This window comes from Franconibacter sp. IITDAS19 (assembly GCF_023079515.1).
GTDB classification, from domain to species: Bacteria; Pseudomonadota; Gammaproteobacteria; order Enterobacterales; family Enterobacteriaceae; genus Franconibacter; species Franconibacter pulveris.
The window spans coordinates 181,986-203,618 of sequence record NZ_JALJCP010000007.1 but is presented as its reverse complement, the minus strand read 5'-3'; the positions used below and the strand labels follow the sequence as shown (position 1 = coordinate 203,618).

The following is a 21,633-nucleotide window of genomic DNA, read 5'->3' as shown; positions in this document are numbered from 1 at the left end:
GCGGTCTGAATAAGACAACGGTACAATATGTTAAGGAAGGTATCATGCTCCATCCGCGAGCCCGAACCATGCTGTTGCTCTCCTTCCCTGCCCTGATGATTGGCGTGGGTTCAAGCCTCGTCCTGTTATGCGTTATGAAGATGGCGGCGGCGTTGCAAACGCTGTTATGGCAGTCGCTTCCCTCCCGGCTTGGGGTGTCTCTCGATTCCCCTTTCTGGATTTTATTAATGCTGACGCTGACCGGCGTGGCGGTAGGGCTGGTGATTCGCTATCTGCCCGGCCACGGCGGGCCAGACCCGGCGCTGGAACCGCTTATCGGCGCGCCGGTATCGCCGCTCGCGCTGCCGGGTCTTATTATCGCGCTGGTGCTGGGACTGGCGGGCGGCGTGAGTCTTGGGCCAGAGCATCCGATTATGGCGCTGAATATTGCGCTTGCCGTAGCGCTTGGCGCGCGGGTATTGCCTCGCGTCCATCTGCTGGACTGGACGATACTTGCCGCGGCGGGCACTATCGGCGCGATGTTTGGCACGCCGGTCGCCGCCGCGCTTATCTTTTCGCAAACCCTTAACAGCAGCAACGATGCGCCGCTGTGGGATAAACTTTTCGCGCCGCTAATGGCCGCCGCCGCTGGCGGAATAACCACCAGCCTCTTTTTCCATCCCCATTTTTCGCTGTCTGTCGCACCTTATGGCCAGATGCGTCTGGTGGACATTCTCAGCGGGGCGGTGGTGGCGGCTATCGCCATCGCGCTTGGAATGGTCGCCGTCTGGTGCCTGCCGCGCCTGCACAAACTCATGCACAGGCTAAAACACCCGGTGCTGATCCTGGGCGTGGGGGGGTTCTGTCTGGGCCTTCTCGGCATTATCGGCGGGCACGTTACGCTATTCAAAGGGCTGGATGAGATGCAGCAACTCGCCTTCAGCCAGACCTACAGCGTGGCGGATTATCTGCTATTTACGATTGTAAAACTGGCTGCGCTGGTCATCGCCGCCGCCTGCGGCTTTCGCGGCGGTCGAATTTTTCCGGCGGTGTTCGTCGCCGTGTCGCTTGGGTTCATGCTGCATGAACATGTAGAAGCGGTGCCCGCCGCCATTACGCTTTCCTGCGCGGTCCTGGGAATGGTGCTGGTCGTCACACGCGACGGCTGGCTTAGCCTCTTTATGGCGGCGGCGATAGTGCCGGATCTCAATCTTTTGCCGCTGCTGTGCATCGTTATGCTGCCCGCCTGGCTGCTGCTGGCGGGCAAACCGTTGATGATGGCTTCGCGCGACGATAGCTAACCTTCGCCGCCAGCGTTGCGCGCCTCAAGCGCCGCGCTGACGGCGCCGAGCAGCGCAGGCAGGCTCTCTTTCGGCAGCACCACTTCCACCAGGCTCAACTGCGCGGGTTGGCTTAAGCGTTCAAGCACCCCCCGCAACTGCACCGGCTCGCAGACGCGCCAGCTTTGCGCCTGATGACTGACGTCCAGGGCATGCGGCAGCGCCGTCCAGTCCCAGCGGGTAATATCGTTGTAGCGCTGCTCCGCGCCGTGAATGGCGCGCTCAACCGTATAGCCGTCATTGTTAAGGATAATCACGACAGGCTTTTGCCCTTCCCTCAGCATTGAACCCAGTTCCTGAATGGAAAGCTGTGCCGCGCCATCGCCGGTAATCAGTACTACGCGCCGGTTCGGCGAGGCGGTTTGCGCACCAAAGGCGGCGGGCAGCGCGTAACCGATAGAGCCCCAAAGCGGCTGCACAAGAAACGTCGCGCCTGCGGGCAACTGCAGCGCCGCCGCGCCGAAAGCGGCGGTTCCCTGGTCCACGACCACGATGTCGCCGGGGCGGAGGAACCTTTGTATTTCGCACCAGAAAGCAGCCTGGTCCAGCCCCTTTGCCTCTCCCCGCTCGGGACGGGGCGGTTTGATATCGGGCTGCGGCCAGCGCTGCACATGACGCTTAGAGGCCTGATGCAGGATCTCCACCGCCTGCGCCATCGGTAAAGGGCTGAACCATTGGTCGCCGATGCGCGCGGCCTGCGGCTGGATGTCGATAGTCTGGCTGTAAGAGAGCTTTTGGGTAAAGCCGGCGGTAATCGTGTCGGAAAACTGTACGCCCACGCAGATGACCAAATCCGCCTCTTCGATGGCTTCGCGTACGCGGTCAACGCTTGCCGCGCCGCTGTAGGTGCCTGCGAACCCAGGCTGGCTTTCATCCAGCAATCCTTTGCCCATCAACAGCGAAGCGTGCGGCATCGGCGTATCATCCAGCCATTGCTGTAACGCTTTTTGTTGCCCAAAGCGCTGCGCCAGAAAATCAGCGAGTAGCGCAGGCCGCCGACTTTGCGCCAGCCGCTGGTTAACCGCTTCGCTAAAAGCCGCCAGTCCGTTTTCATCGGAAGGAATAGCGGCCTCAGTGAGAACGTTTACAGGAGCAGTGGCAGGCATTTTTGCCACGTCGGCAGGTAACAACACATAAACAGGTCGCCGGGTCGTCAGCATTTCGCGGATAACCCGATCGATTTCAGCACAGGCATTATCCGGCTTCAGCAACGCTTGCGCTGCCGATACTTCGCGTGCAATACGCAGAAAGTGAGAATAGTCGCCATCACCCAGCGTATGGTGCAGACATTCTCCTTTGCGCTGAGCGCCAAGACAGGGCGCGCCAACCACATGTAAAACCGGGACATATTCGGCATAGCTTCCGGCAATGCCGTTAAGCGCGCTGAGTTCGCCGACACCAAAAGTTGTCAGCAACGCCCCTGCGCCCTGACAGCGGGCATAACCATCTGCTGCATACGCGGCGTTGAGTTCGTTAGCGCATCCGACCCACCTGACCTGCGGGTGGCTAATTACATTATCCAGAAACTGTAAGTTGTAGTCTCCCGGCACGCCGAACAAATGAGAAATGCCGAGGCTTGCCAGCCTGTCGAGAAGATAATCCGCAACGCTGTAATGAGCAGACATAACAGCCATCCTTTTAATAAGGGCCTGATTTGAGTATCGAAGAAGTGTGATCGCTGTCCAGAATGCGGCAGCAATTCAGACTGGAAAGCAGGATTTACGGCGTGCTGCGGTGTAGGCTGATGATCGACCATTTTTGTGTAAACGCATACACTTACTGCAGACCTTCACACTGAGGCTTTCTTCATGGTTTATCAGGCAGATCCGGCTCGTTACCAGACGATGGAATATCGCCGCTGCGGCCGCAGCGGGCTGAAGCTTCCGGCTATTTCTCTTGGCCTTTGGCATAACTTTGGCGATGCCACGCTGCTGGAAACCAGCCGCCAGCTGTTGCGCCGCGCTTTCGATTTGGGCATTACGCATTTTGACCTTGCCAATAACTACGGGCCGCCGCCAGGTTCAGCGGAGAGCAACTTTGGCCGCATTTTACGGGAAGATTTTTTGCCTTATCGGGATGAATTAATCATCTCTTCGAAGGCGGGATACACCATGTGGGACGGCCCCTACGGCGACTGGGGATCGCGTAAATATCTGCTTTCCAGTCTCGACCAGAGCCTGCAACGTATGGGGCTTGAGTACGTAGATATTTTTTATCACCACCGGCCAGACCCGGAGACGCCGCTGGAAGAAACGATGCGCGCCCTGGATCATGCGGTGCGCCAGGGTAAAGCGCTTTATGTCGGCCTGTCCAACTACCCGGCGCCGCTTGCCCGCAAGGCAATTGATATTTTGAACGAGCTCGGTACCCCCTGCCTTATTCACCAACCCAAATATTCTCTGTTTGAGCGCTGGGTGGAAGAGGAATTACTGGATGTGCTGGCAGAAAAAGGGGTAGGCAGCATTGCTTTTTCACCGCTCGCGGGCGGGCAGCTTACCGACCGTTATCTGCACGGCATTCCGCCAGACTCCCGCGCGGCAAGCGGCAGCCGCTTCCTCAATCCGGATCAGATTACCGAAGAGAAGCTTAAGAAGGTGCGTCAGCTCAACGCGATGGCGGAGCGCCGCGGCCAGAAGCTTTCGCAAATGTCGCTCGCATGGGTGCTGCGTGATGAAAAAGTAACCTCGGTGTTGATTGGCGCAAGCAAGACCAGCCAGCTTGAGGATGCTGTTGGCATGCTGGCAAATCGGCAGTTTACGCAGGAAGAACGGCAGGAAATCGAAACCATACTCAACGGCGAGCTCGTCTGAAACATTTTGCAAAAAGTGCTATGCCGCAGGATTTAGGAGTTAAAGCGATAAAGGAGTTCTTTACCTGACCGTAATATTCTCGTAACAGGCCCTTATGGCCCCGATCGTGAAGGAGAAGAGTATGTTCAGGTCCCTGATTCTTGCGGCAGTATTACTCGCTGGTACGCCGCTTATCGCCAGTGCTGGCGAAATCACCCTGTTGCCATCGATAAAATTACAAATTGGCGATCGTGACAATTACGGTAACTACTGGGACGGCGGCCGCTGGCGCGACCGTGATTACTGGCATCGTCACTATGAACGACGCGATGGCCGCTGGTGGCGCCATGATAATGGCTGGCACCACGGCTGGGATAAAAAACGCGGCTGGGATAATCGCCGGGCCTATGAGCGCGGCTACCGCGCCGGCTGGGAAGACCGCAGCGACCGCCATGGCTGGGGGCGAAAAGGCCACCATCACCATCACTAACCGAACAAAAAAAGCAGGCATAAAGCCTGCTTTTTTCTTACCTGACGATGCACTTACAGCCCCAGCGCCGTCCCCACCAGAAGCCAGAGATTCAGCGCCACCACCACGGTAACAATTGCCCAACCGGTGCGTTTGACCAGCGTGGTATTGACAAGCTCACCCATTAACTTCGGGTTGCTGGTGAAGATAAGCAGCGGGATGAGGGCCAGCGCGATGCCAAAACTCAGCAATACCTGGCTCATGACCAGAATACGAGTTGGGTCGAGCCCCATCAGGATAACGATAAAGGAAGGCGCCATGGTAATAGAGCGGCGTACCCACAGCGGAATGTGAAAACGCACAAAACCCTGCATCACCACCTGCCCGGCCAGCGTGCCGACTACCGTCGAGGAAAGCCCTGCGGCGACCAGACTCAGGCCGAAAATGGTGGCTGCCGCGTGGCTCAACAACGGTTCAAGCGTCAGGTAAGCCTGATCGAGATCCGCCACGCCGCTGTGGCCGTTGAAGTGGAAAGCCGCCGCCGCGGTCGCCATCATCGCAAGATTAACAAAGCCTGCGATTGTCATCGCTATGGCGACGTCCCACTTGGTGGCGGAGTAACGTTCTTTGCGTGAACCGTCATGAAGGTTCTGCGTTAATGAAGAATGCAGATAAATAACGTGCGGCATGATAGTCGCCCCTAGCACCCCGGCGGCAAGAAAGACGGCTTCAGAAGTGGGCAGGCTTGGGATAATCATCCCTTTCGCCAGCTCGGCGACTTTGGGTTGAGAAAAAATGAGCTCAACGATATAGGCCGCTGCGACAAAGAGCAGCAGGCCGCCGATCACTTTTTCCAGCGGCTTTTGTCCACGCCGCTGCAACATTAGAATCAGAAAGGTCGCGATACCCGTTAATATCGCGCCCTGCAATAGCGAAACGCCAAGGATAAGCTTAAAGCCAATGGCGGCGCCGATGAACTCAGCGAGATCGGTCGCCATAGCGATGATCTCGGCTTGCACCCAGTAAAACCAGACTACCGGACGCGGGTAATGGTCGCGGATTTGTTCTGCGAGGTTTTTACCGGTGGCGATACCGAGTTTGGCGGAAAGCACCTGAATAACCATGGCCATCAGGTTCGCCCAGACTACGACCCACAGCAGCTTATAGCCAAAGCTGGCCCCCGCCTGGATATTGGTAGCGAAGTTGCCTGGATCGATATAGCCGATGGCCGCAATGAATGCCGGCCCCATTAGCGCCAGCCTTAACTTACGCGCTGTACGCCCACTGCCACTCTCAACGCGACTGTTGTTCATGCTTTGCCTCTAAATATAGCCTTTGCTATGTTTCATGCTAACAAAATGAGAATGATTATCAAGTGCATTAAAGAAAGGTAATCGTGATTTCTCTGATAGCTGAAAACAATGCAAGGTGGGGTTTATGGCGTCCGGTCACAGCCAACGGCTCTGGCGACCCGGTTGTTATGCAAGTGTAGCAGTATGACGTAACTTTTCACTTCCTTACTTAACATATCAGAATTGTATGATGGATCACTTTTTTTGCGTTCCGTCACAGGACCTTACTATAGTGTGCGTTTACTCTCGTTTTCTAAATGTTTGTTGCATAGAATGTGCACGGAAATTAAACCTGCCTCATATTCGGAGCAAACATGTCCCGCGTTCTGCACTTTATTCTGGCGCTTGCTGTTGTTGCGCTGCTTGCCTTGCTGGTTAGCCATGACCGCAAGAAAATTCGTCTGCCTTATATTGGTCTGTTATTAGTCATTGAAGTTCTTCTGGCCTGGTTCTTCCTGAACTCGAATATCGGCCTGGGCTTCGTAAAAGGCTTTGCCGACATGTTTGAAAAACTGCTTGGCTTCGCTAACGAAGGGACTAACTTCGTTTTCGGCAAAATGAACGATGAAGGCCTGGCGTTCTTCTTCCTGAAAGTGCTCTGCCCTATCGTCTTCATTTCTGCGTTGATCGGTATTCTGCAACATATTCGCGTGCTGCCGATTATTATTCGCGCTGTCGGTACTGTGCTTTCTAAAGTTAACGGTATGGGCAAGCTCGAATCCTTCAACGCGGTAAGCTCGCTGATTCTGGGACAATCAGAAAACTTTATCGCCTATAAGGATATCCTGGGCAAAATGTCGCGCAACCGCATGTACACGATGGCCGCAACGGCGATGTCCACGGTCTCCATGTCGATTGTCGGCGCCTACATGACCATGCTGAAACCACAATATGTGGTGGCAGCGCTGATTCTGAACATGTTCAGCACCTTTATCGTCCTCTCAATCATTAACCCGTACCGTGTTGAAAATGAAGAAGATCTGCAGATGTCCGATCTGCACGCAGGTCAGAGCTTCTTCGAAATGCTGGGCGAGTACATTCTGGCAGGTTTTAAAGTAGCGATTATCGTCGCCGCAATGCTGATTGGCTTTATCGCGCTGATTTCTGGTCTTAACGCCCTGTTCGCGGCGGTGCTTGGCATCTCTTTCCAGGGCATTCTGGGCTACATCTTCTACCCGATAGCCTGGGTGATGGGTGTTCCGGCAAGCGAAGCGCTGCAGGTGGGCAGTATCATGGCGACTAAACTGGTTTCTAACGAATTCGTCGCCATGATGGATTTGCAGAAACTGGCTGGCCAAATTTCACCCCGCGCCGAAGGCATCCTCTCCGTGTTCCTGGTCTCATTTGCTAACTTCTCTTCCATCGGCATCATCGCCGGTGCGATTAAAGGCCTGAACGAAGAACAGGGTAACGTGGTTTCCCGCTTTGGCCTGAAGCTGGTATATGGCTCAACGCTTGTCAGCGTGCTTTCCGCTTCTATCGCCGCGCTGGTGCTGTAATAGATAAAAAATAAAAAACCGGAGCTCAGGCTCCGGTTTTTTTATATCAGAACTGCAGTGGTTCGGGTTTGCCGAGCAGATAACCTTGCAGATAATTCACCCCAAGACGAAGCAGCATTTCACGCTGCGCCTGTGTTTCAACATATTCCGCCACCACCGTCAGAGATTTGACCTTCGCCAGTTCGCAGATCGATTTCACAATCATTTCATCAACCGGATCGTTGATAATGTCTTTAATGAAACAGCCGTCAATCTTGATGATATCCGCCTCAATATGCTTCAGACGCTCATAGTTAGCGTAACCTGTACCAAAGTCATCAATGGCGATACGCAACCCGCTCTGGCGCAACAGAGCGACGTTTTTCAGGCTGGTTTCCGAATCTGAAAAGGCCTGCGCTTCGGTCACTTCGATAATCACTGCGCTGAACGAAACCTGATATTGGTTGAAGAGCGAAACGATTTGTCTCGCAATCCCCTTTTGCATCAACGTCATCGGCATTAAATTGAGGGAAAAGCGCGCCTCGTTGTCAGCTTGCGGACGCTCACTCAGGTAATGAAGCAGCTTTTGCAGCACCAGCATGTCAAAGCAGGCGCTAAGGTTAAACTGAGCGATAATGGGCATAAATTTATCTGGCGCAATAACCTGCCCGTCGCAGTAAAGACGGGAAAGGATTTCATGATATCCCCGGCCGTTCCCGTCAACGATCGGCTGGGCGTAGAGCATTATCTGGTTTTCATCCAGAGCGCGCTTCACGCTTTGCAGCATAAGCACTTGTCCAGTGATTTGACCTGAAACGTTAGCTTCACGCTCGTTCAGCGCCAGCACCGGCTCGCTCATTTGCGTTTGCTCAGCCAGATAGCTAAGTTGGCCGATAAGCCGGTAAAGCAGATCTTTATTGTTTTCTACGCTCGCCCAGGCAGCGCCGTAATCCAGTTCAAGCACCGTGTTATGCCAGTGGATACGCTTACTGTTAAGCATGTCGACCATATGCCGCAGTCGGGATGCAGGCTCCGGCCCGGCGAGAAAGATTAACAAATCGCAGCCCGGCAAATGGAACACGCTATCGTTAACACCAAGCCAGGGTTGCAGAGCCTGAACGACGGTCTTTTTACAGTGAATGCGCATCTGCAAGCCATAATGGCGGCTGAGAATCTCCAGATTTCCCAGGCGCAGACAGCAGAGCGTGCCGGCACGTTCCCGTTCCAGGTGGAGTTCCAGCGCGCGTAAGTTAGGCAACTGGGTCAGCGGATCGGTCTGAGCAAGCGTATGATAACGACGCTGCATCCAGGCATTACGCTGAAATATCACCGTCATAAAAAGCATAGAGACAGTGAAAGCGATAAAAATGGAAAGCACGAAGCAAAGCATGAATTGCGCATTTTCATCTGGAATAAAACCGCTGTACCAGGAAAGAAGCGATAACGCCACAAGCGCCCAGCACAGTGTTACCAGCCGGGGTCCCAGATGGAATACGCCCATAGTAAATAAGATAAAAACAACCGGAACCATATAGCCGGAGATAATCACTGCCTTATAAGGCAAGCAAAAAAGCGAAGTTAATACAACAACGGTAAATAACCAGCCAAGGGTAAAGATAATTTTGTCCGGCGCTATCGCAGGGAGCACGCAGCGTCGCCAAAAATTTCTGGCAACGACCTTGCTCAATATTATTCGCAAAGGATAGTAAAAAAGTACGGTAAAAGCCGAGGCAGTAAGAAACAGGTTTTGGAAATCCACCACACTGTAAAATAGCGAGCTTTCACCAAAATAAGAAGCGATGGTAGTGGGATAACCAAGAGAAAGCCCTGCCAGCAGCATCAATAATTTCAGTACGCAAGGCGTTATCAAACCAAAACCAAACAGCCGAATCCCCACCCCCTTACCCGGCAGAGCATAGCGCCAGCGCGGGCCAAGTAAGCGTCGACAAACGAGTCCCCCGGCAATAAGCGAAATAATAAAACATGATACCAGCGTTAGATTTTGCAGTGTTTCCAGCGACAACTGTTGCCAATACCAGAAATAAAAGCTGATAAAAAGGGGAAGTAAGGCGAACCGTCCAAAAATAAACATCATGGCTATAGCTACGCTTAAGGGCAAATAAGCGAGATAAAGCATAGCGCCATCGATCTCAGCCTGAGGAGATAACAGGCGGGATAAGGGCATTAACAGAAAACATAACCCAAGAGCGATGCCTGATTTCCGCAGCTGATTGTAATATTTCATAGCAATGAATGTTATTTTTCTGTTGTTTAAAAGAAAGGGAATTCATTGCCAATGGTAAATACCTTTCACCGGTGTGACAAGGCGGCAAAAGATGAATTACCTTTTTAGTAAAATTACATTCACCAATTGAATTAAATAAAAATAAACAACAAATAATTATATATATTTATTGTTACTTAAAGCGTTATTTAGCCACCGTTTAAGAAACGTTCTGTGGCAGGGAATAGCACAAATGAAAAACCCCCGCCGTTTGGCGAGGGTTTAAATTTTGGTGGAGCTAAGCGGGATCGAACCGCTGACCTCTTGCATGCCATGCAAGCGCTCTCCCAGCTGAGCTATAGCCCCACGGAATGTCGTGTTACGTAACCAAATCTTGTGGGATGAGATTTGGTGGAGCTAAGCGGGATCGAACCGCTGACCTCTTGCATGCCATGCAAGCGCTCTCCCAGCTGAGCTATAGCCCCAACGTAAACACTCTGTCGTGTTGACGGGCGGCATAATAAGAATTCCCTTCCATACTGTCAACGGCAAATTTATCATCCCTTTTCAAACGCTGAAAAAGCCAGCAACTTATCTGAAAAGAAGCGGCTTTCCCGAATCCGCTAGTTATTCACATCACAGTTTCCAGTAAAATTACGCGTTAAGATGAAGCCCTAATAAACACACTGTCAGCAGGACTATTCATGCTCAAGGAACGAATGACGCCTGAAGAACTGGCGATGATGACGGGTTATAGCCGTCAAACAATCAATAAGTGGGTTCGTAAAGAAGGATGGGAAACCTCGCCTAAACCCGGCGTACAGGGTGGTAAAGCCAGGCTGATCCACGTTGATGAACAGGTCAGAAATTTCATCCGCAGCACGCAGCGGGCGGCAGATAACACCGGCGTTTACATCGCGGCCGTTCCTGACACGCCCCTTGAGATCTTATTGCGAAATTCCCTTAAAGAGATGACAGCGTCGGAACAAAAGCAAATGACTTCGCTATTGCTGCGAGAAGGCATTTCCGGGCTGTTGCTGCGTTTGGGTATTCGAAGCGCGGAATAGAGAATGATTAAGTTTAAAACAAGGATGACCTCTGCGGAGCTGGCAGCACTGGCGGCCACTACGCCGCAGACGATTAGTCGCTGGGCGCGAGCGCAAAACTGGAAAAGAAGAAAGCTGAAAGGCAGCAAGCGTCAGCTTGAGATTTTCGTTAATGCCGCGGTACGCGAGTATCTTCTCAGTACAAAGCAGCTGCGTTACTTTGCTGGTGAAATTACTTACGCGCAGGAAACGCCCGCCGATTACAGCACCTCTACCAGCGATTTAGCCCTCCAGTTACAGGAAGCGCTCAGCATGATGACAGCAAGTGAGCAGCACAGGCTTAGCGAATTACTGGAAAATGAAGGCGTCAGTGGTTTGCTTTCACGGCTCGGGATAGAAGAAGAGTAAAAAGCCGGTACAAGACCGGCTTTTTATAACTGACAATTTCCTGCCGCTTATTATTGCTGACTTTCACGCTCTGCAATAAAAGCCAGCGCTTTATTAATGCGTTCTACGCTGCGGGATTTGCCAATAGCATGTACCGTAACATCCAGCGCAGGGGACTGACCTGCCCCGGTCACCGCGACACGCAGCGGCATGCCAACTTTGCCCATGCCGACGTCCAGCTCATCGGCCGTAGCCTGAATGGCGTGATGAACATTTTCCGCCGTCCATTCGTTAATAGCAGCCAGCTTATCGCGAACCACTTCCAACGGCTGACGAGCAACCGGACGCAAGTGTTTCTTCGCGGCGTCAGCATCAAACTCAGCGAACTCTTCATAGAAGTAGCGGCAGGTCTGGGCAATCTCTTTAAGCGTTTTGCAACGTTCGCCCAGCAGTTTCACCAGCTCCGCCAGCTGCGGACCATTACGGGTATCAATCCCTTCCTGCTCAATATGCCACTGCAGATGCGTTGCCACATATTCCGCTGGCATGGTGTTGATGTAATGGTGGTTCAGCCACAGCAGTTTGTCGGTGTTGAACGCGCTGGCGGACTTGCTGACCGCCCCCAGGGCAAAGAGTTGAATCATCTCTTCGCGGCTGAAAATTTCCTGGTCGCCGTGAGACCAGCCCAGGCGCACTAAATAGTTCAATAGCGCTTCCGGCAGATAACCGTCGTCGCGATACTGCATCACGCTCACCGCGCCATGACGTTTAGAAAGCTTTTTGCCATCGTCGCCATTGATCATAGAGACGTGTGCGTAGAGCGGCACTGGCGCACCCAGCGCTTTCAGGATGTTAATCTGACGCGGCGTATTGTTGATATGGTCTTCACCACGGATAACATGCGTGATTTCCATATCCCAGTCATCAACCACGACGCAGAAGTTATAGGTTGGCGAACCATCTGTACGACGAATAATTAGATCGTCCAGCTCAAGGTTGCTGAACTCGATAGGTCCGCGGATCTGGTCATCAAATACGACGGAGCCTTCCTGCGGGTTAGCAAAACGCACGACGCAAGGCTCATCGTCAGCATGATGCTCATGATTATGGCGGCAACGGCCGTCATAACGCGGCTTTTCGCCTTTCGCCATTTGCTCTTCGCGAAGGGCTTCCAGACGCTCTTTCGAGCAATAGCATTTATAAGCAGTACCCGCTTCCAGCATCTCATCGATAACCGCGTTGTAGCGGTCAAAACGTTTAGTCTGGAAGTACGGACCCTCATCCCATTCCAGGCTCAGCCAGTTCATACCATCCATAATGGCTTCGATTGCTTCCGGTGTGGAACGCTCAAGATCGGTATCTTCAATACGCAGCACAAACTGGCCGCCTTGATTACGCGCAAAAAGCCAGGAATAGAGAGCAGTACGAGCGCCGCCGACGTGAAGATAGCCAGTCGGGCTCGGCGCAAAGCGGGTTTTGATTTTCATTAAGTGGCCTTAGTGTTGAACAGTGCCGAAAAGCGGCAAATGCCAGGGAATTTCAGTGCGCAATATTCTACCACCCTGAATTGAATCCTCAATGTTGCCGCCTGAGCTCAGCGGTACAAAGCATGATTTTGGCGCGAATTCAGGCGAAAAAGCTTAACAAACCATCACCCTGGCTAATTTTACGACGAACAAACAAAAACTTTGGAAAAGGCGTTGACTCATTTTCAACTCTCCCTATAATGCGACTCCACACAGCGGGGGTGATTAGCTCAGCTGGGAGAGCACCTCCCTTACAAGGAGGGGGTCGGCGGTTCGATCCCGTCATCACCCACCACTCTAAACAAGTGGCTTCCGCAGTGTAGATAAGAAATTGAGAAGTGGGTGATTAGCTCAGCTGGGAGAGCACCTCCCTTACAAGGAGGGGGTCGGCGGTTCGATCCCGTCATCACCCACCACTTTCTCGCCAGCGAAATTTCTTATATATGAAGTACCGAAGTGGGTGATTAGCTCAGCTGGGAGAGCACCTCCCTTACAAGGAGGGGGTCGGCGGTTCGATCCCGTCATCACCCACCACTTCGGGTCGTTAGCTCAGTTGGTAGAGCAGTTGACTTTTAATCAATTGGTCGCAGGTTCGAATCCTGCACGACCCACCAATGTAAAAAGGCGCCCTAAAGGCGCCTTTTTGCTATGCGCAGTTGTCAATGATTCGAACCTGCGGCAGGTTCGAGCCGAGCTTTAGCGAGGCAACATTGCCGCTTGCGGCAATGGCCCGGAGGGCGTAGTCATCCTGCACGACCCACCAATGTAAAAAGGCGCCCTAAAGGCGCCTTTTTGCTATGCGCAGTTGTCAATGATTCGAACCTGCCGCAGGTTCGAGCCGAGCTTTAGCGAGGCAACATTGCCGCTTGCGGCAATGGCCCGAAGGGCGAAGTCATCCTGCACGACCCACCAATGTAAAAAGGCGCCCTAAAGGCGCCTTTTCGCTTTTTAGTGTCATGCTGACAAAGCCCATTCATTCATCAAAAACTGCTTTGCTCAAGATATTATTTTCTCTGCCGATAACATTCGTACCATTTCCGTCTGGAGAAACGAATGTCTATTACCATCAGCGCCACCAGCTCTTCACCTTCTGCAGGCAATAGCAGCAACGTATCGTCCCAAATCGAGCAAATTACGCAAAAAATTATAAAACTGACGCAACAGCTTAAAGAAATAACCAGCGGCAGCGGCAGCGCTGAACAAAAGAAGCGTCAGCAAGAGCTTGTTCAGCAGCAAATAGAGATGCTGGAAGCACAACTCCAGCAACTGCAACAACAGCAACAACAAAAAGCGCAGGCCGCACAGCAGAAAGCAGATATGGCCAATGAAATTAAGGCTGCCTCTGGCGATCACCAGATTGATATCTACGTTTAAGTTTATTCTTCCTCAAACAGCGGGTCGCCACGTCGGGCCTCGGTTAACTGCCGGGCCTGTTCACGCACCACGTCCCAAATAGCCTGGGCAGCGCCCGATAGTGAGCGGTTTTTACGGCGCACCAGCATCAGTTTACGCTCAATGACAGGCGTTAAACGTCGTACCGTAAGACGACTTCCTTGCGGCAACGGCAGCGCCAGTGCAGGCAACACGCTGATGCCGATTCCCGCTTCTACCATCGGAAACAGCGTTGCCGGGTGTCCTATCTCCTGCACAATCATCGCCTGCACCTGTTGGGCGGCAAGCGCAGCATCGATCAGCGGACGGCTGCCGGAAGCATAATCTTGTAGCACCAACTTAGCCCCTTGCAAATCCTGCCATGTGACATGCGGCAGGGAAGCCAGAGGAGCATTTTCCTGGCAAAGCAGAAGAAACGGCTCCGCGAGCACGACTTCACACGTCAGATCGTTTACCGGTCCCGGATCGATCACGATGCCAAAATCCACATCGCCCTGCCTAATACTTTCCAGCACCCACTGCTGCGGGCGATCGTGAAGGACAAAGTCGATATCCGGATAGCGTTGATTTCCTTCGGCGATGCACTGAGGAATAAGGTGAGCGGAGATAGTCTGGCTGGCCGCTACCCGCACCGTACCCGAGAGCTGTTGCCCCAGCCTGCCGACATCACGCAGCGTGCTGCTTAACTCATCAAGGAGCCTTTGCAAACGCACCGCCAGCTGTTGACCAGCCTCAGTCAGTACGACTTCACGCGTGGTACGGTCAAGCAGCCGCACGCCAGTCTGCATCTCCAGTTCCTTAATGCTATGACTAACAGCGGACTGGCTCAGCCCTATCTGGCTGCCGGCGCGGCTAAAGCTGCCCGCCTGCGCGACGGCGACAAAAATACGAAGCTGGCGTAAGGTATAATTCATCTGTTTTATTCATCAATGGATGCAATAAATCAATTTTATTTCTTAAACCGCCTTGAGCACAATGAAGCTTTCTTATGGCAGGAACGGTTATGAAACTTTTTCGCATCCTCGACCCTTTCACCCTCACGCTAATCGCAGTGGTTCTGCTGGCTTCTTTCTTCCCGGTTCGTGGAGAATGGGTCACCTGGTTCGACTGGCTGACCAATGCGGCCATCGCCCTGCTCTTTTTTATGCATGGCGCGAAGCTATCACGAGAAGCCATCATCGCAGGCGGCAGTCACTGGCGCCTGCACCTGTGGGTGATGTGTAGCACATTTATCCTCTTTCCCGCGCTGGGCGTGCTGTTTGCCTGGTGGGCGCCGGTGCCGGTAAGCCCCGAGCTCTATTCCGGCTTCCTCTATCTGTGCATTCTGCCCGCCACCGTGCAATCCGCTATTGCTTTTACTTCGCTTGCTGGCGGCAACGTGGCGGCGGCGGTCTGCTCCGCTTCTGCATCAAGCCTGCTGGGAATATTCCTTTCCCCTTTACTGGTTGGTCTGTTGATGCACCTTAACGGCGCCAGCGGCAGCCTTGAGCAAGTCGGCACCATTATGTTGCAACTGCTGTTGCCGTTCGTACTGGGCCATCTTTCCCGCCGCTGGATTGCCGACTGGGTAGCAAAGCATAAAAAATGGATAGGCAAGACCGATCAGGCTTCCATTCTGCTGGTGGTTTATGGCGCCTTCAGCGAGGCGGTGGTTAACGGCATATGGCATCAGGTGGGCGCGGGATCGCTGCTGTTTATCGTGGCGGTAAGCCTGGTGCTGCTGGCGATAGTTATCATTGTTAACACGGTAGTCGCCCGCCGTCTCGGCTTTAATAAGGCGGATGAAATCACTATCGTATTCTGCGGTTCGAAAAAGAGCCTCGCTAATGGCATTCCAATGGCGAATATTCTTTTTCCTGCCGCCGCGGTTGGGGTGATGGTGCTGCCGCTGATGATTTTTCATCAGATCCAGCTGATGGTATGTGCGGCGCTGGCACGTCGTTATCAGCGCCAGACCGCGAAAGCGCAGGCGGATGCCCGCGCCGTCCAGGCTCAGTGACGCTTCAGGGGCTGCAACAGATGTGTCAGCCCCTCGCTTTTAATCAGTAGCGTAAAGGCCATCAGTTCGCCGAGACGGCCCGTCGGAAATTCATCCTTGCGGGCAAACCAGAGCAGATACTCTTCCGGCAAATCAATAAGCATCCGCCCTTTATATTTGCCAAACGGCATCACGGTATTCGCTATCTCAATGAGCTGGGCCTTTTCCATTTCACTCTCCAAGCAGACGCAGCATTTCCGCTTCATCAATAACTTCTATGCCCAGCTCCTGCGCTTTGGCAAGCTTAGAACCCGCCGCTTCGCCAGCGATGACCATATCGGTTTTCTTTGAAACGCTGCCGCTCACCTTAGCGCCAAGCGCCTCAAGACGAGCTTTAGCGTCATCACGCGACATCTGGCTTAAAGAGCCGGTCAATACGACGGTTTTCCCGGCAAACGGGCTGTCTATCTCTTCCGCTTTAACGACAAGCGGCGCAGGCCAGCTGATGCCTACCTGCTCAACCAGCTCCCGGATAACCTCACGGTTGCTCTCTTCTTCAAAGAAGTTGAAGACGTGCGTGGCGACCACAACGCCGACGTCCGGCACTTTTTGCAGCTCTTCAATCGAGGCGGCCATCAGCGCGTCGAGCGTACCGAAGTAAGCGGCAAGCCCGGCCGCCGTCGCTTCGCCAACCTCACGGATGCCGAGGGCGTACAAAAAGCGGGCGAACGTGGTTTGCTTCGCTTTCTCCAGCGCGTCCACCAGATTTTGCGCCGATTTGGGTCCCATCCGCTCAAGACGCTCAAGCGTCTCTTTGCCAAGGCCAAACAGATCCGCTGGCGTGTGCACGTACTCTTTTTCCACCAGTTGATCGATTATCTTATCTCCCATGCCATCAACATCCATCGCACGGCGGGAGACAAAATGCTTGAGCGATTCTTTACGCTGAGCGCCGCAAATCAGTCCGCCGGTACAGCGCGCCACCGCCTCGCCTTCAACGCGCTCGACATCAGAACCGCAAACCGGACAATGCGCGGGAAATTCGACCGGGCGCGTCTCTTCCGGGCGTTCGGAAAGCACAACGTTGACGACCTGCGGAATAACGTCGCCCGCACGGCGAATCACCACTCTGTCGCCAATACGCAGGCCGAGACGTTCAATTTCATCGGCATTATGCAGGGTGGCGTTGCTTACCAGCACGCCCGCGACCTGCACCGGCTCAAGACGCGCCACCGGGGTGATAGCCCCGGTGCGCCCAACCTGAAATTCCACATCGCGCACGGTAGTCATCTGTTCTTGCGCCGGGAATTTAAAGGCCACAGCCCAGCGCGGCGCACGAGCGACAAAGCCCAGCTGTTCCTGCAGCTCCAGCGAATCAACTTTGATGACTACGCCGTCGATATCGAAACCAAGTCCAGGGCGGTCCGCCTCTACTTTGCGGTAAAACTCCAGCACCGCTTCCGGCGTCCCGCACAGGCGAATGCGGTCGCTGACCGGCAGCCCCCATTTTTTAAATTGCTGCAGGCGCGCCATATGGCTGCGCGGCAGCTCGCCGCCTTCCAGCAGACCTACGCCATAGCAGAAGAAGGTCAGTGGACGCTTTGCGGTAATACGCGGGTCGAGCTGACGCAGGGAGCCCGCAGCGGCGTTACGCGGGTTGGCGAACACTTTACCGCCATTGCGGCGCGCTTCTTCGTTGATTTTTTCAAAGCCCGCCTGAGGCAGAAAAACTTCGCCCCGCACTTCCAGGCGCGAGGGAATATCTTTGCCGTGCAGTTTAAGCGGGATAGCGCGGATGGTGCGCACATTCAGGGTAATATCCTCCCCTGTCGTGCCATCGCCACGCGTGGCGGCGCGCACCAGCAGGCCGTTTTCATACAGCAGGCTGACCGCGAGCCCGTCAAGCTTCAGCTCGCAGCAATAAACCAGCGCGTCGGCGCTTTTCAGTCGGTCCTGCACGCGCTTATTGAAGGCCAAAAAGCTGGCTTCATCGAAAACGTTATCCAGCGACAGCATCGGCACTTCATGACGCACCTGGCTGAATTCCGTAAGCGGCATAGCGCCCACGCGCTGGGTGGGCGAATCGGGGGTAATCAGTTCCGGGTGCGCCTCTTCCATGGCGCGCAGTTCGCGCATCAGGCGGTCATACTCCGCATCCGGGATTTCGGGCGCGTCCATGACGTGATAGAGAAATTCATGATGGCGAAGCGTGGTTCGCAGTTGAGTCAGTTTTTCTTCGATTGAGTCCATATCGCACCATCAATGATAAAAAACCCCCGACATGCGGGGGCTGTTATAAGGTTCGGGGGGCCAGGATGATATCAGGCGTTAGCCTCTTTGACCTCGCGAATGCGGTCCTGATATTCACGCAGCTTCTGCGGTGTCATCATACGACGCTGGTCATCTAAGACCACGCCGCCCACTTCATCAGCAATATGCTGAGCCGACTGCAGCATCAGTTTGAAATTCTGCAACTCATCGCCAAAACCGGGCACCTGCATAAAGATGGTAATGCCAGGCGTGGAGAAGTCGGTCATGATTTCAGGATCAAAAGAGCCAGGCTTAACCATATTGGCAAGGCTGAACAGGACCGGGCCGCTGCCGTCAGGGCTCAGGTGGCGATGGAAGATATTCATATCGCCGAATTTGAAGCCTGCCTGCTGGATACTGTTGAGCAGGACATCGCCGTTGATTTGCGTACCAGCATGCGCCGCTACGTTCATGACAATAACCGTTTCTTTAAGCTGCGGCCTTGGCGTCTCGACAGGCTCAGCAACAGGCTGCGGCGCGGGTTGTTGCATCGCAGGTTGCGGCGCTGGCTGCTGCACAGGCGGCGGAGCGTATTGCGGCGCGACGGGCTGCACGGGCTGCTGAACAGGTTGTTGAACCGGCGCGCGCGGTTGCGGCTGCGCTACGGATTGCTGCGGTGCAGGCTGTTGCACGGGCGCTTGCGGGCGCGGGGCAGCGACAGGCGACTGTTCAGGCGCTTGTTGAGCTGGCTGGCGCGGTTGGGCCGACTCATAAGGCGGCTGGTAGTTGTGCTGTGGCTGACGCGGCGTTTCCTGTTCCCAGTTCGCGTTGTCCTGGGGCGTATTTACGCGGCGTACACGCACTTCACCAACACCTTCCGCTTCATCGTCCTCGGCGTCTTCATCAAAATCCTCTTCGTCACGCTTCGATTTCATTCGCTTAAGCGGACGATCGCGGAACACGGAAGAACGCTCCTTACGGCTGGTCCAGAGTCCATGAACCAGTAAGGCTATTATGGCTATCGCGCCAACAATGATTAATATCAGACGCAAATCCTGCATCATTATATTCTCTGTTGTTCTAACACCTTGCCACCACGGCAAACATTTACTCACTAAGAGTATTTGCCCATCTGCTCAAGTGCAAGTGCGCACTCGGTTTTCTCAGCATAAAGATGTAAGAAAAACTGCTTTTTGCTGTTTTTTCGACCATTTCCGAACTGGCGCATTTAACCGGCTCGGTTAAGATAATCCTGCCCCTTTTCGGGCCGATATTCAGGAGCACAGTAAGAGATATGGTTTCATATACAGGTACAGCCCCGCGCAGCGGCCTTTATTACTTTTCACAAGGCTGGAAATTGTTAAGCCAGCCGGGATTAAAACGCTTCGTCCTTTTACCGCTTCTGGTGAATATCCTGCTCATGGGCGGCGCGTTCTGGTGGCTTTTTACACAGCTCGATCGCTGGATACCGCAGTTAATGGCCTCCGTTCCTGACTGGCTGCAATGGCTAAGCTACCTGCTCTGGCCCATCGCCGTGTTGTCCATTTTGCTCGTTTTCGGCTATCTCTTCTCGACGCTCGCGAACTGGATAGCCGCCCCGTTTAACGGATTGCTGGCTGAACAGCTTGAAGCCCGCTTGACAGGCGCTACCCCGCCAGATACCGGTATCGTCGGCATAATGAAAGATGTGCCGCGCATCATGAAGCGGGAATGGCAAAAGTTCGTCTGGTATCTGCCGCGCGCTGTAGTGCTGCTGATTCTCTATTTTATTCCCGGCATCGGCCAGACCGTAGCGCCGGTGCTGTGGTTTTTATTTAGCGCATGGATGCTCGCTATTCAGTACTGCGATTATCCGTTCGACAATCATAAAGTGCCGTTTAAAGAGATGCGCCAGGCGCTGCGCCGACAAAAAATAACCAATATGCAATTTGGCGCGCTGGTTAACCTCTTTACCCTCATACCAGTACTTAACCTGTTCATCATGCCTGTCGCCGTATGCGGCGCAACGGCCATGTGGGTGGATTGCTACCGCACCCAACATGCGCTCTGGAAGTAACCCTGCAGAGGTGGCATATGCCGCCTCTTATTCCATACTGATAAGCATTATTTCGCGACAGTATATAGATATGCGAATTCCTTACTTCCGCATAAGACCTGAGCGGGTATGCTGGAGCGGTTCCCAAATTTCATACAGTTAAGGACAGGCCATGAGTAAGATTTTTGAAGATAACTCGTTGACTATTGGTCATACGCCTCTGGTTCGACTGAACCGTATCGGTAATGGACGCATCCTCGCGAAGGTCGAGTCCCGTAACCCGAGCTTCAGCGTCAAATGCCGTATCGGTGCCAATATGATTTGGGATGCCGAAAAACGTGGCGTACTGAAGCCGGGCGTGGAACTGGTTGAACCGACCAGCGGCAACACCGGCATCGCGCTGGCTTATGTCGCCGCCGCCCGCGGTTACAAGCTCACGCTGACCATGCCAGAAACCATGAGCATTGAACGCCGTAAGCTGCTTAAAGCGCTGGGCGCTAACCTTGTGCTGACTGAAGGCGCGAAAGGCATGAAAGGCGCAATCCAGAAAGCTGAAGAGATTGTGGCGAGCGATCCGTCAAAATATCTGCTGCTTCAACAGTTCAGCAACCCGGCTAACCCCGAAATTCATGAAAAAACCACTGGGCCTGAGATCTGGGAAGATACTGACGGTCAGGTTGACGTGTTTATCGCAGGCGTCGGTACTGGCGGTACGCTGACTGGCGTGACGCGTTATATCAAAAACACCAAAGGCAAAACCGACCTTATCACCGTAGCGGTTGAGCCGACCGATTCTCCGGTTATCGCCCAGGCGCTGGCAGGCCAGGAGCTGAAACCAGGTCCGCATAAAATTCAGGGCATCGGCGCAGGTTTTATTCCTGGCAACCTGGACCTCAAGCTGATTGATAAAGTCATTGGCATCACCAACGAAGAAGCGATTTCCACCGCCCGCCGTCTGATGGAAGAAGAAGGCATTCTGGCCGGTATCTCTTCAGGTGCGGCCGTCGCGGCAGCCCTCAAACTGCAGGAAGATGAAGCCTTCAGCAATAAGAATATCGTGGTCATTCTCCCCTCTTCCGGCGAACGCTACCTTAGTACTGCGCTGTTTGCCGATCTCTTTACCGAGAAAGAACTGCAACAGTGATACCAGATTGTTAAATCTGGCTAAAAAAGCACCCTTGAGGGTGCTTTTTTGTGGCGTACGTCAAAGTTTTACCTCCCCTGGCATTGCTTCAGTCTGTAGGGTCTGGTATTTAACCAGCAAATTATTTCGATGCGTGAAATTAATCATTGGCACCATTCGTGTTTGCTGAATCGATTTAATGATTTGGTTAAGCCGCTTTATTCGCGGCATAATGATTAATGACGAGCGAAACGCGTGCCGCATG

The 21,633-nt window shown here is 53.6% G+C and carries 18 protein-coding genes, 6 tRNA genes and 2 other RNA genes; 16 read left to right on the top strand and 10 right to left on the bottom strand.

Annotated elements, in window-relative coordinates:
• Positions 1-44 precede the first annotated feature (44 nt).
• Positions 45-1,280 carry an ion channel protein gene (locus MT962_RS17070; protein ID WP_188724198.1) on the top strand — a complete coding sequence of 412 codons (1,236 nt, stop codon included), beginning with the start codon at positions 45-47 and terminating at the stop codon, positions 1,278-1,280.
• Here the strand turns inward: MT962_RS17070 and MT962_RS17065 are convergent.
• A complete protein-coding gene (locus tag MT962_RS17065) occupies positions 1,277-2,944 on the bottom strand; it encodes a thiamine pyrophosphate-binding protein (protein WP_247366111.1) in 1,668 nt (555 codons plus the stop codon). The genes MT962_RS17070 and MT962_RS17065 overlap by 4 nt on opposite strands.
• 183 nt (positions 2,945-3,127) lie before the next feature.
• On the opposite strand from MT962_RS17065, the gene mgrA reads away from it, so the two are divergent.
• Positions 3,128-4,129, top strand: a complete 1,002-nt coding sequence (gene mgrA, locus MT962_RS17060; protein ID WP_247366110.1) for an L-glyceraldehyde 3-phosphate reductase — start codon at positions 3,128-3,130, stop codon at positions 4,127-4,129.
• 121 nt (positions 4,130-4,250) lie between these two features.
• Positions 4,251-4,598: a DUF2502 domain-containing protein gene (locus tag MT962_RS17055; RefSeq protein ID WP_024559101.1), complete on the top strand. Its 348-nt coding sequence runs from the start codon at positions 4,251-4,253 to the stop codon at positions 4,596-4,598.
• 53 nt (positions 4,599-4,651) lie between these two features.
• On the opposite strand, the gene MT962_RS17050 is transcribed toward MT962_RS17055, so the two are convergent.
• A complete protein-coding gene (locus MT962_RS17050; RefSeq protein ID WP_048888536.1) occupies positions 4,652-5,890 on the bottom strand; it encodes an Nramp family divalent metal transporter in 1,239 nt (412 codons plus the stop codon).
• A 353-nt stretch (positions 5,891-6,243) separates the two neighbouring features.
• Here MT962_RS17050 and MT962_RS17045 point away from each other — a divergent pair, with 353 nt between their 5' ends.
• Entirely contained in the window at positions 6,244-7,428 is a 1,185-nt protein-coding gene (locus MT962_RS17045; protein ID WP_024559103.1) for a NupC/NupG family nucleoside CNT transporter, read from the top strand.
• A gap of 46 nt (positions 7,429-7,474) precedes the next feature.
• On the opposite strand, the gene MT962_RS17040 is transcribed toward MT962_RS17045, so the two are convergent.
• From MT962_RS17040 to MT962_RS17030, 3 genes are all read right to left on the bottom strand, one after another.
• The gene (locus tag MT962_RS17040; protein WP_247366109.1) at positions 7,475-9,652 is read right to left on the bottom strand and encodes an EAL domain-containing protein; all 2,178 of its coding nucleotides are present in this window, start codon (positions 9,650-9,652) and stop codon (positions 7,475-7,477) included.
• 269 nt (positions 9,653-9,921) lie between these two features.
• Positions 9,922-9,997: transfer RNA gene (locus MT962_RS17035), tRNA-Ala, on the bottom strand.
• A 43-nt stretch (positions 9,998-10,040) separates the two neighbouring features.
• Positions 10,041-10,116, bottom strand: a tRNA-Ala gene (locus MT962_RS17030).
• 219 nt (positions 10,117-10,335) lie between these two features.
• Here MT962_RS17030 and MT962_RS17025 point away from each other — a divergent pair.
• Together MT962_RS17025 and MT962_RS17020 are read left to right on the top strand one after the other, a co-directional pair.
• The gene (locus tag MT962_RS17025) at positions 10,336-10,698 is read left to right on the top strand and encodes a YfeC-like transcriptional regulator (protein ID WP_024559105.1); all 363 of its coding nucleotides are present in this window, start codon (positions 10,336-10,338) and stop codon (positions 10,696-10,698) included.
• 3 nt (positions 10,699-10,701) lie between these two features.
• Complete coding sequence (locus MT962_RS17020) at positions 10,702-11,085, top strand: YfeC-like transcriptional regulator (protein ID WP_024559106.1); 384 nt, start codon at positions 10,702-10,704, stop codon at positions 11,083-11,085.
• Between the two features lie 50 nt (positions 11,086-11,135).
• On the opposite strand, the gene gltX is transcribed toward MT962_RS17020, so the two are convergent.
• The gene (gene gltX / locus MT962_RS17015; RefSeq protein WP_048888538.1) at positions 11,136-12,551 is read right to left on the bottom strand and encodes a glutamate--tRNA ligase; all 1,416 of its coding nucleotides are present in this window, start codon (positions 12,549-12,551) and stop codon (positions 11,136-11,138) included.
• Positions 12,552-12,809: 258 nt separating this feature from the next.
• On the opposite strand from gltX, the gene MT962_RS17010 reads away from it, so the two are divergent.
• From MT962_RS17010 to MT962_RS16980, 7 genes are all read left to right on the top strand, one after another.
• Positions 12,810-12,885: transfer RNA gene (locus MT962_RS17010), tRNA-Val, on the top strand.
• Between the two features lie 45 nt (positions 12,886-12,930).
• Positions 12,931-13,006, top strand: a tRNA-Val gene (locus MT962_RS17005).
• 42 nt (positions 13,007-13,048) lie between these two features.
• Positions 13,049-13,124 (top strand) — tRNA-Val (locus MT962_RS17000).
• 4 nt (positions 13,125-13,128) lie between these two features.
• Positions 13,129-13,204 (top strand) — tRNA-Lys (locus MT962_RS16995).
• A 22-nt stretch (positions 13,205-13,226) separates the two neighbouring features.
• Positions 13,227-13,353, top strand: a non-coding RNA gene (locus tag MT962_RS16990) — RtT sRNA.
• Between the two features lie 22 nt (positions 13,354-13,375).
• A non-coding RNA gene (locus MT962_RS16985) (RtT sRNA) lies at positions 13,376-13,502 on the top strand.
• Between the two features lie 141 nt (positions 13,503-13,643).
• Positions 13,644-13,964, top strand: a complete 321-nt coding sequence (locus MT962_RS16980; RefSeq protein WP_024559108.1) for a FlxA-like family protein — start codon at positions 13,644-13,646, stop codon at positions 13,962-13,964.
• Between the two features lie 2 nt (positions 13,965-13,966).
• Here the strand turns inward: MT962_RS16980 and MT962_RS16975 are convergent, their stop codons facing one another.
• Entirely contained in the window at positions 13,967-14,896 is a 930-nt protein-coding gene (locus MT962_RS16975) for a LysR family transcriptional regulator (RefSeq protein WP_048888539.1), read from the bottom strand.
• An 89-nt stretch (positions 14,897-14,985) separates the two neighbouring features.
• On the opposite strand from MT962_RS16975, the gene MT962_RS16970 reads away from it, so the two are divergent.
• Entirely contained in the window at positions 14,986-15,981 is a 996-nt protein-coding gene (locus MT962_RS16970) for a bile acid:sodium symporter family protein (RefSeq protein WP_247366108.1), read from the top strand.
• Here the strand turns inward: MT962_RS16970 and MT962_RS16965 are convergent.
• The 3 genes from MT962_RS16965 to zipA form a co-directional block, all read right to left on the bottom strand.
• Positions 15,975-16,190 carry a DUF3820 family protein gene (locus MT962_RS16965; protein WP_247366107.1) on the bottom strand — a complete coding sequence of 72 codons (216 nt, stop codon included), beginning with the start codon at positions 16,188-16,190 and terminating at the stop codon, positions 15,975-15,977. The genes MT962_RS16970 and MT962_RS16965 overlap by 7 nt on opposite strands.
• Before the next feature lies 1 nt (position 16,191).
• Complete coding sequence (gene ligA, locus MT962_RS16960; protein WP_247366106.1) at positions 16,192-18,210, bottom strand: NAD-dependent DNA ligase LigA; 2,019 nt, start codon at positions 18,208-18,210, stop codon at positions 16,192-16,194.
• A gap of 71 nt (positions 18,211-18,281) precedes the next feature.
• Complete coding sequence (gene zipA / locus MT962_RS16955; protein WP_247366105.1) at positions 18,282-19,274, bottom strand: cell division protein ZipA; 993 nt, start codon at positions 19,272-19,274, stop codon at positions 18,282-18,284.
• A gap of 230 nt (positions 19,275-19,504) precedes the next feature.
• On the opposite strand from zipA, the gene cysZ reads away from it, so the two are divergent.
• Both cysZ and cysK read left to right on the top strand, forming a co-directional pair.
• Positions 19,505-20,266: a sulfate transporter CysZ gene (cysZ, locus tag MT962_RS16950; protein ID WP_024559069.1), complete on the top strand. Its 762-nt coding sequence runs from the start codon at positions 19,505-19,507 to the stop codon at positions 20,264-20,266.
• Positions 20,267-20,417: 151 nt separating this feature from the next.
• The gene (gene cysK / locus MT962_RS16945) at positions 20,418-21,389 is read left to right on the top strand and encodes a cysteine synthase A (RefSeq protein WP_024559070.1); all 972 of its coding nucleotides are present in this window, start codon (positions 20,418-20,420) and stop codon (positions 21,387-21,389) included.
• The last annotated feature ends 244 nt before the right edge of the window (positions 21,390-21,633 follow it).

Excerpts from the sequence above, each read along its gene's own strand:
- MT962_RS17070 (WP_188724198.1), top strand. The coding sequence starts at position 45 with ATGCTCCATCCGCGAGCCCGAACCATGCTGTTGCTCTCCTTCCCTGCC.
- MT962_RS17065 (WP_247366111.1), bottom strand. The coding sequence starts at position 2,944 with ATGTCTGCTCATTACAGCGTTGCGGATTATCTTCTCGACAGGCTGGCA.
- mgrA (WP_247366110.1), top strand. The coding sequence starts at position 3,128 with ATGGTTTATCAGGCAGATCCGGCTCGTTACCAGACGATGGAATATCGC.
- MT962_RS17055 (WP_024559101.1), top strand. The coding sequence starts at position 4,251 with ATGTTCAGGTCCCTGATTCTTGCGGCAGTATTACTCGCTGGTACGCCG.
- MT962_RS17050 (WP_048888536.1), bottom strand. The coding sequence starts at position 5,890 with ATGAACAACAGTCGCGTTGAGAGTGGCAGTGGGCGTACAGCGCGTAAG.
- MT962_RS17045 (WP_024559103.1), top strand. The coding sequence starts at position 6,244 with ATGTCCCGCGTTCTGCACTTTATTCTGGCGCTTGCTGTTGTTGCGCTG.
- MT962_RS17040 (WP_247366109.1), bottom strand. The coding sequence starts at position 9,652 with ATGAAATATTACAATCAGCTGCGGAAATCAGGCATCGCTCTTGGGTTA.
- MT962_RS17025 (WP_024559105.1), top strand. The coding sequence starts at position 10,336 with ATGCTCAAGGAACGAATGACGCCTGAAGAACTGGCGATGATGACGGGT.
- MT962_RS17020 (WP_024559106.1), top strand. The coding sequence starts at position 10,702 with ATGATTAAGTTTAAAACAAGGATGACCTCTGCGGAGCTGGCAGCACTG.
- gltX (WP_048888538.1), bottom strand. The coding sequence starts at position 12,551 with ATGAAAATCAAAACCCGCTTTGCGCCGAGCCCGACTGGCTATCTTCAC.
- MT962_RS16980 (WP_024559108.1), top strand. The coding sequence starts at position 13,644 with ATGTCTATTACCATCAGCGCCACCAGCTCTTCACCTTCTGCAGGCAAT.
- MT962_RS16975 (WP_048888539.1), bottom strand. The coding sequence starts at position 14,896 with ATGAATTATACCTTACGCCAGCTTCGTATTTTTGTCGCCGTCGCGCAG.
- MT962_RS16970 (WP_247366108.1), top strand. The coding sequence starts at position 14,986 with ATGAAACTTTTTCGCATCCTCGACCCTTTCACCCTCACGCTAATCGCA.
- MT962_RS16965 (WP_247366107.1), bottom strand. The coding sequence starts at position 16,190 with ATGGAAAAGGCCCAGCTCATTGAGATAGCGAATACCGTGATGCCGTTT.
- ligA (WP_247366106.1), bottom strand. The coding sequence starts at position 18,210 with ATGGACTCAATCGAAGAAAAACTGACTCAACTGCGAACCACGCTTCGC.
- zipA (WP_247366105.1), bottom strand. The coding sequence starts at position 19,274 with ATGATGCAGGATTTGCGTCTGATATTAATCATTGTTGGCGCGATAGCC.
- cysZ (WP_024559069.1), top strand. The coding sequence starts at position 19,505 with ATGGTTTCATATACAGGTACAGCCCCGCGCAGCGGCCTTTATTACTTT.
- cysK (WP_024559070.1), top strand. The coding sequence starts at position 20,418 with ATGAGTAAGATTTTTGAAGATAACTCGTTGACTATTGGTCATACGCCT.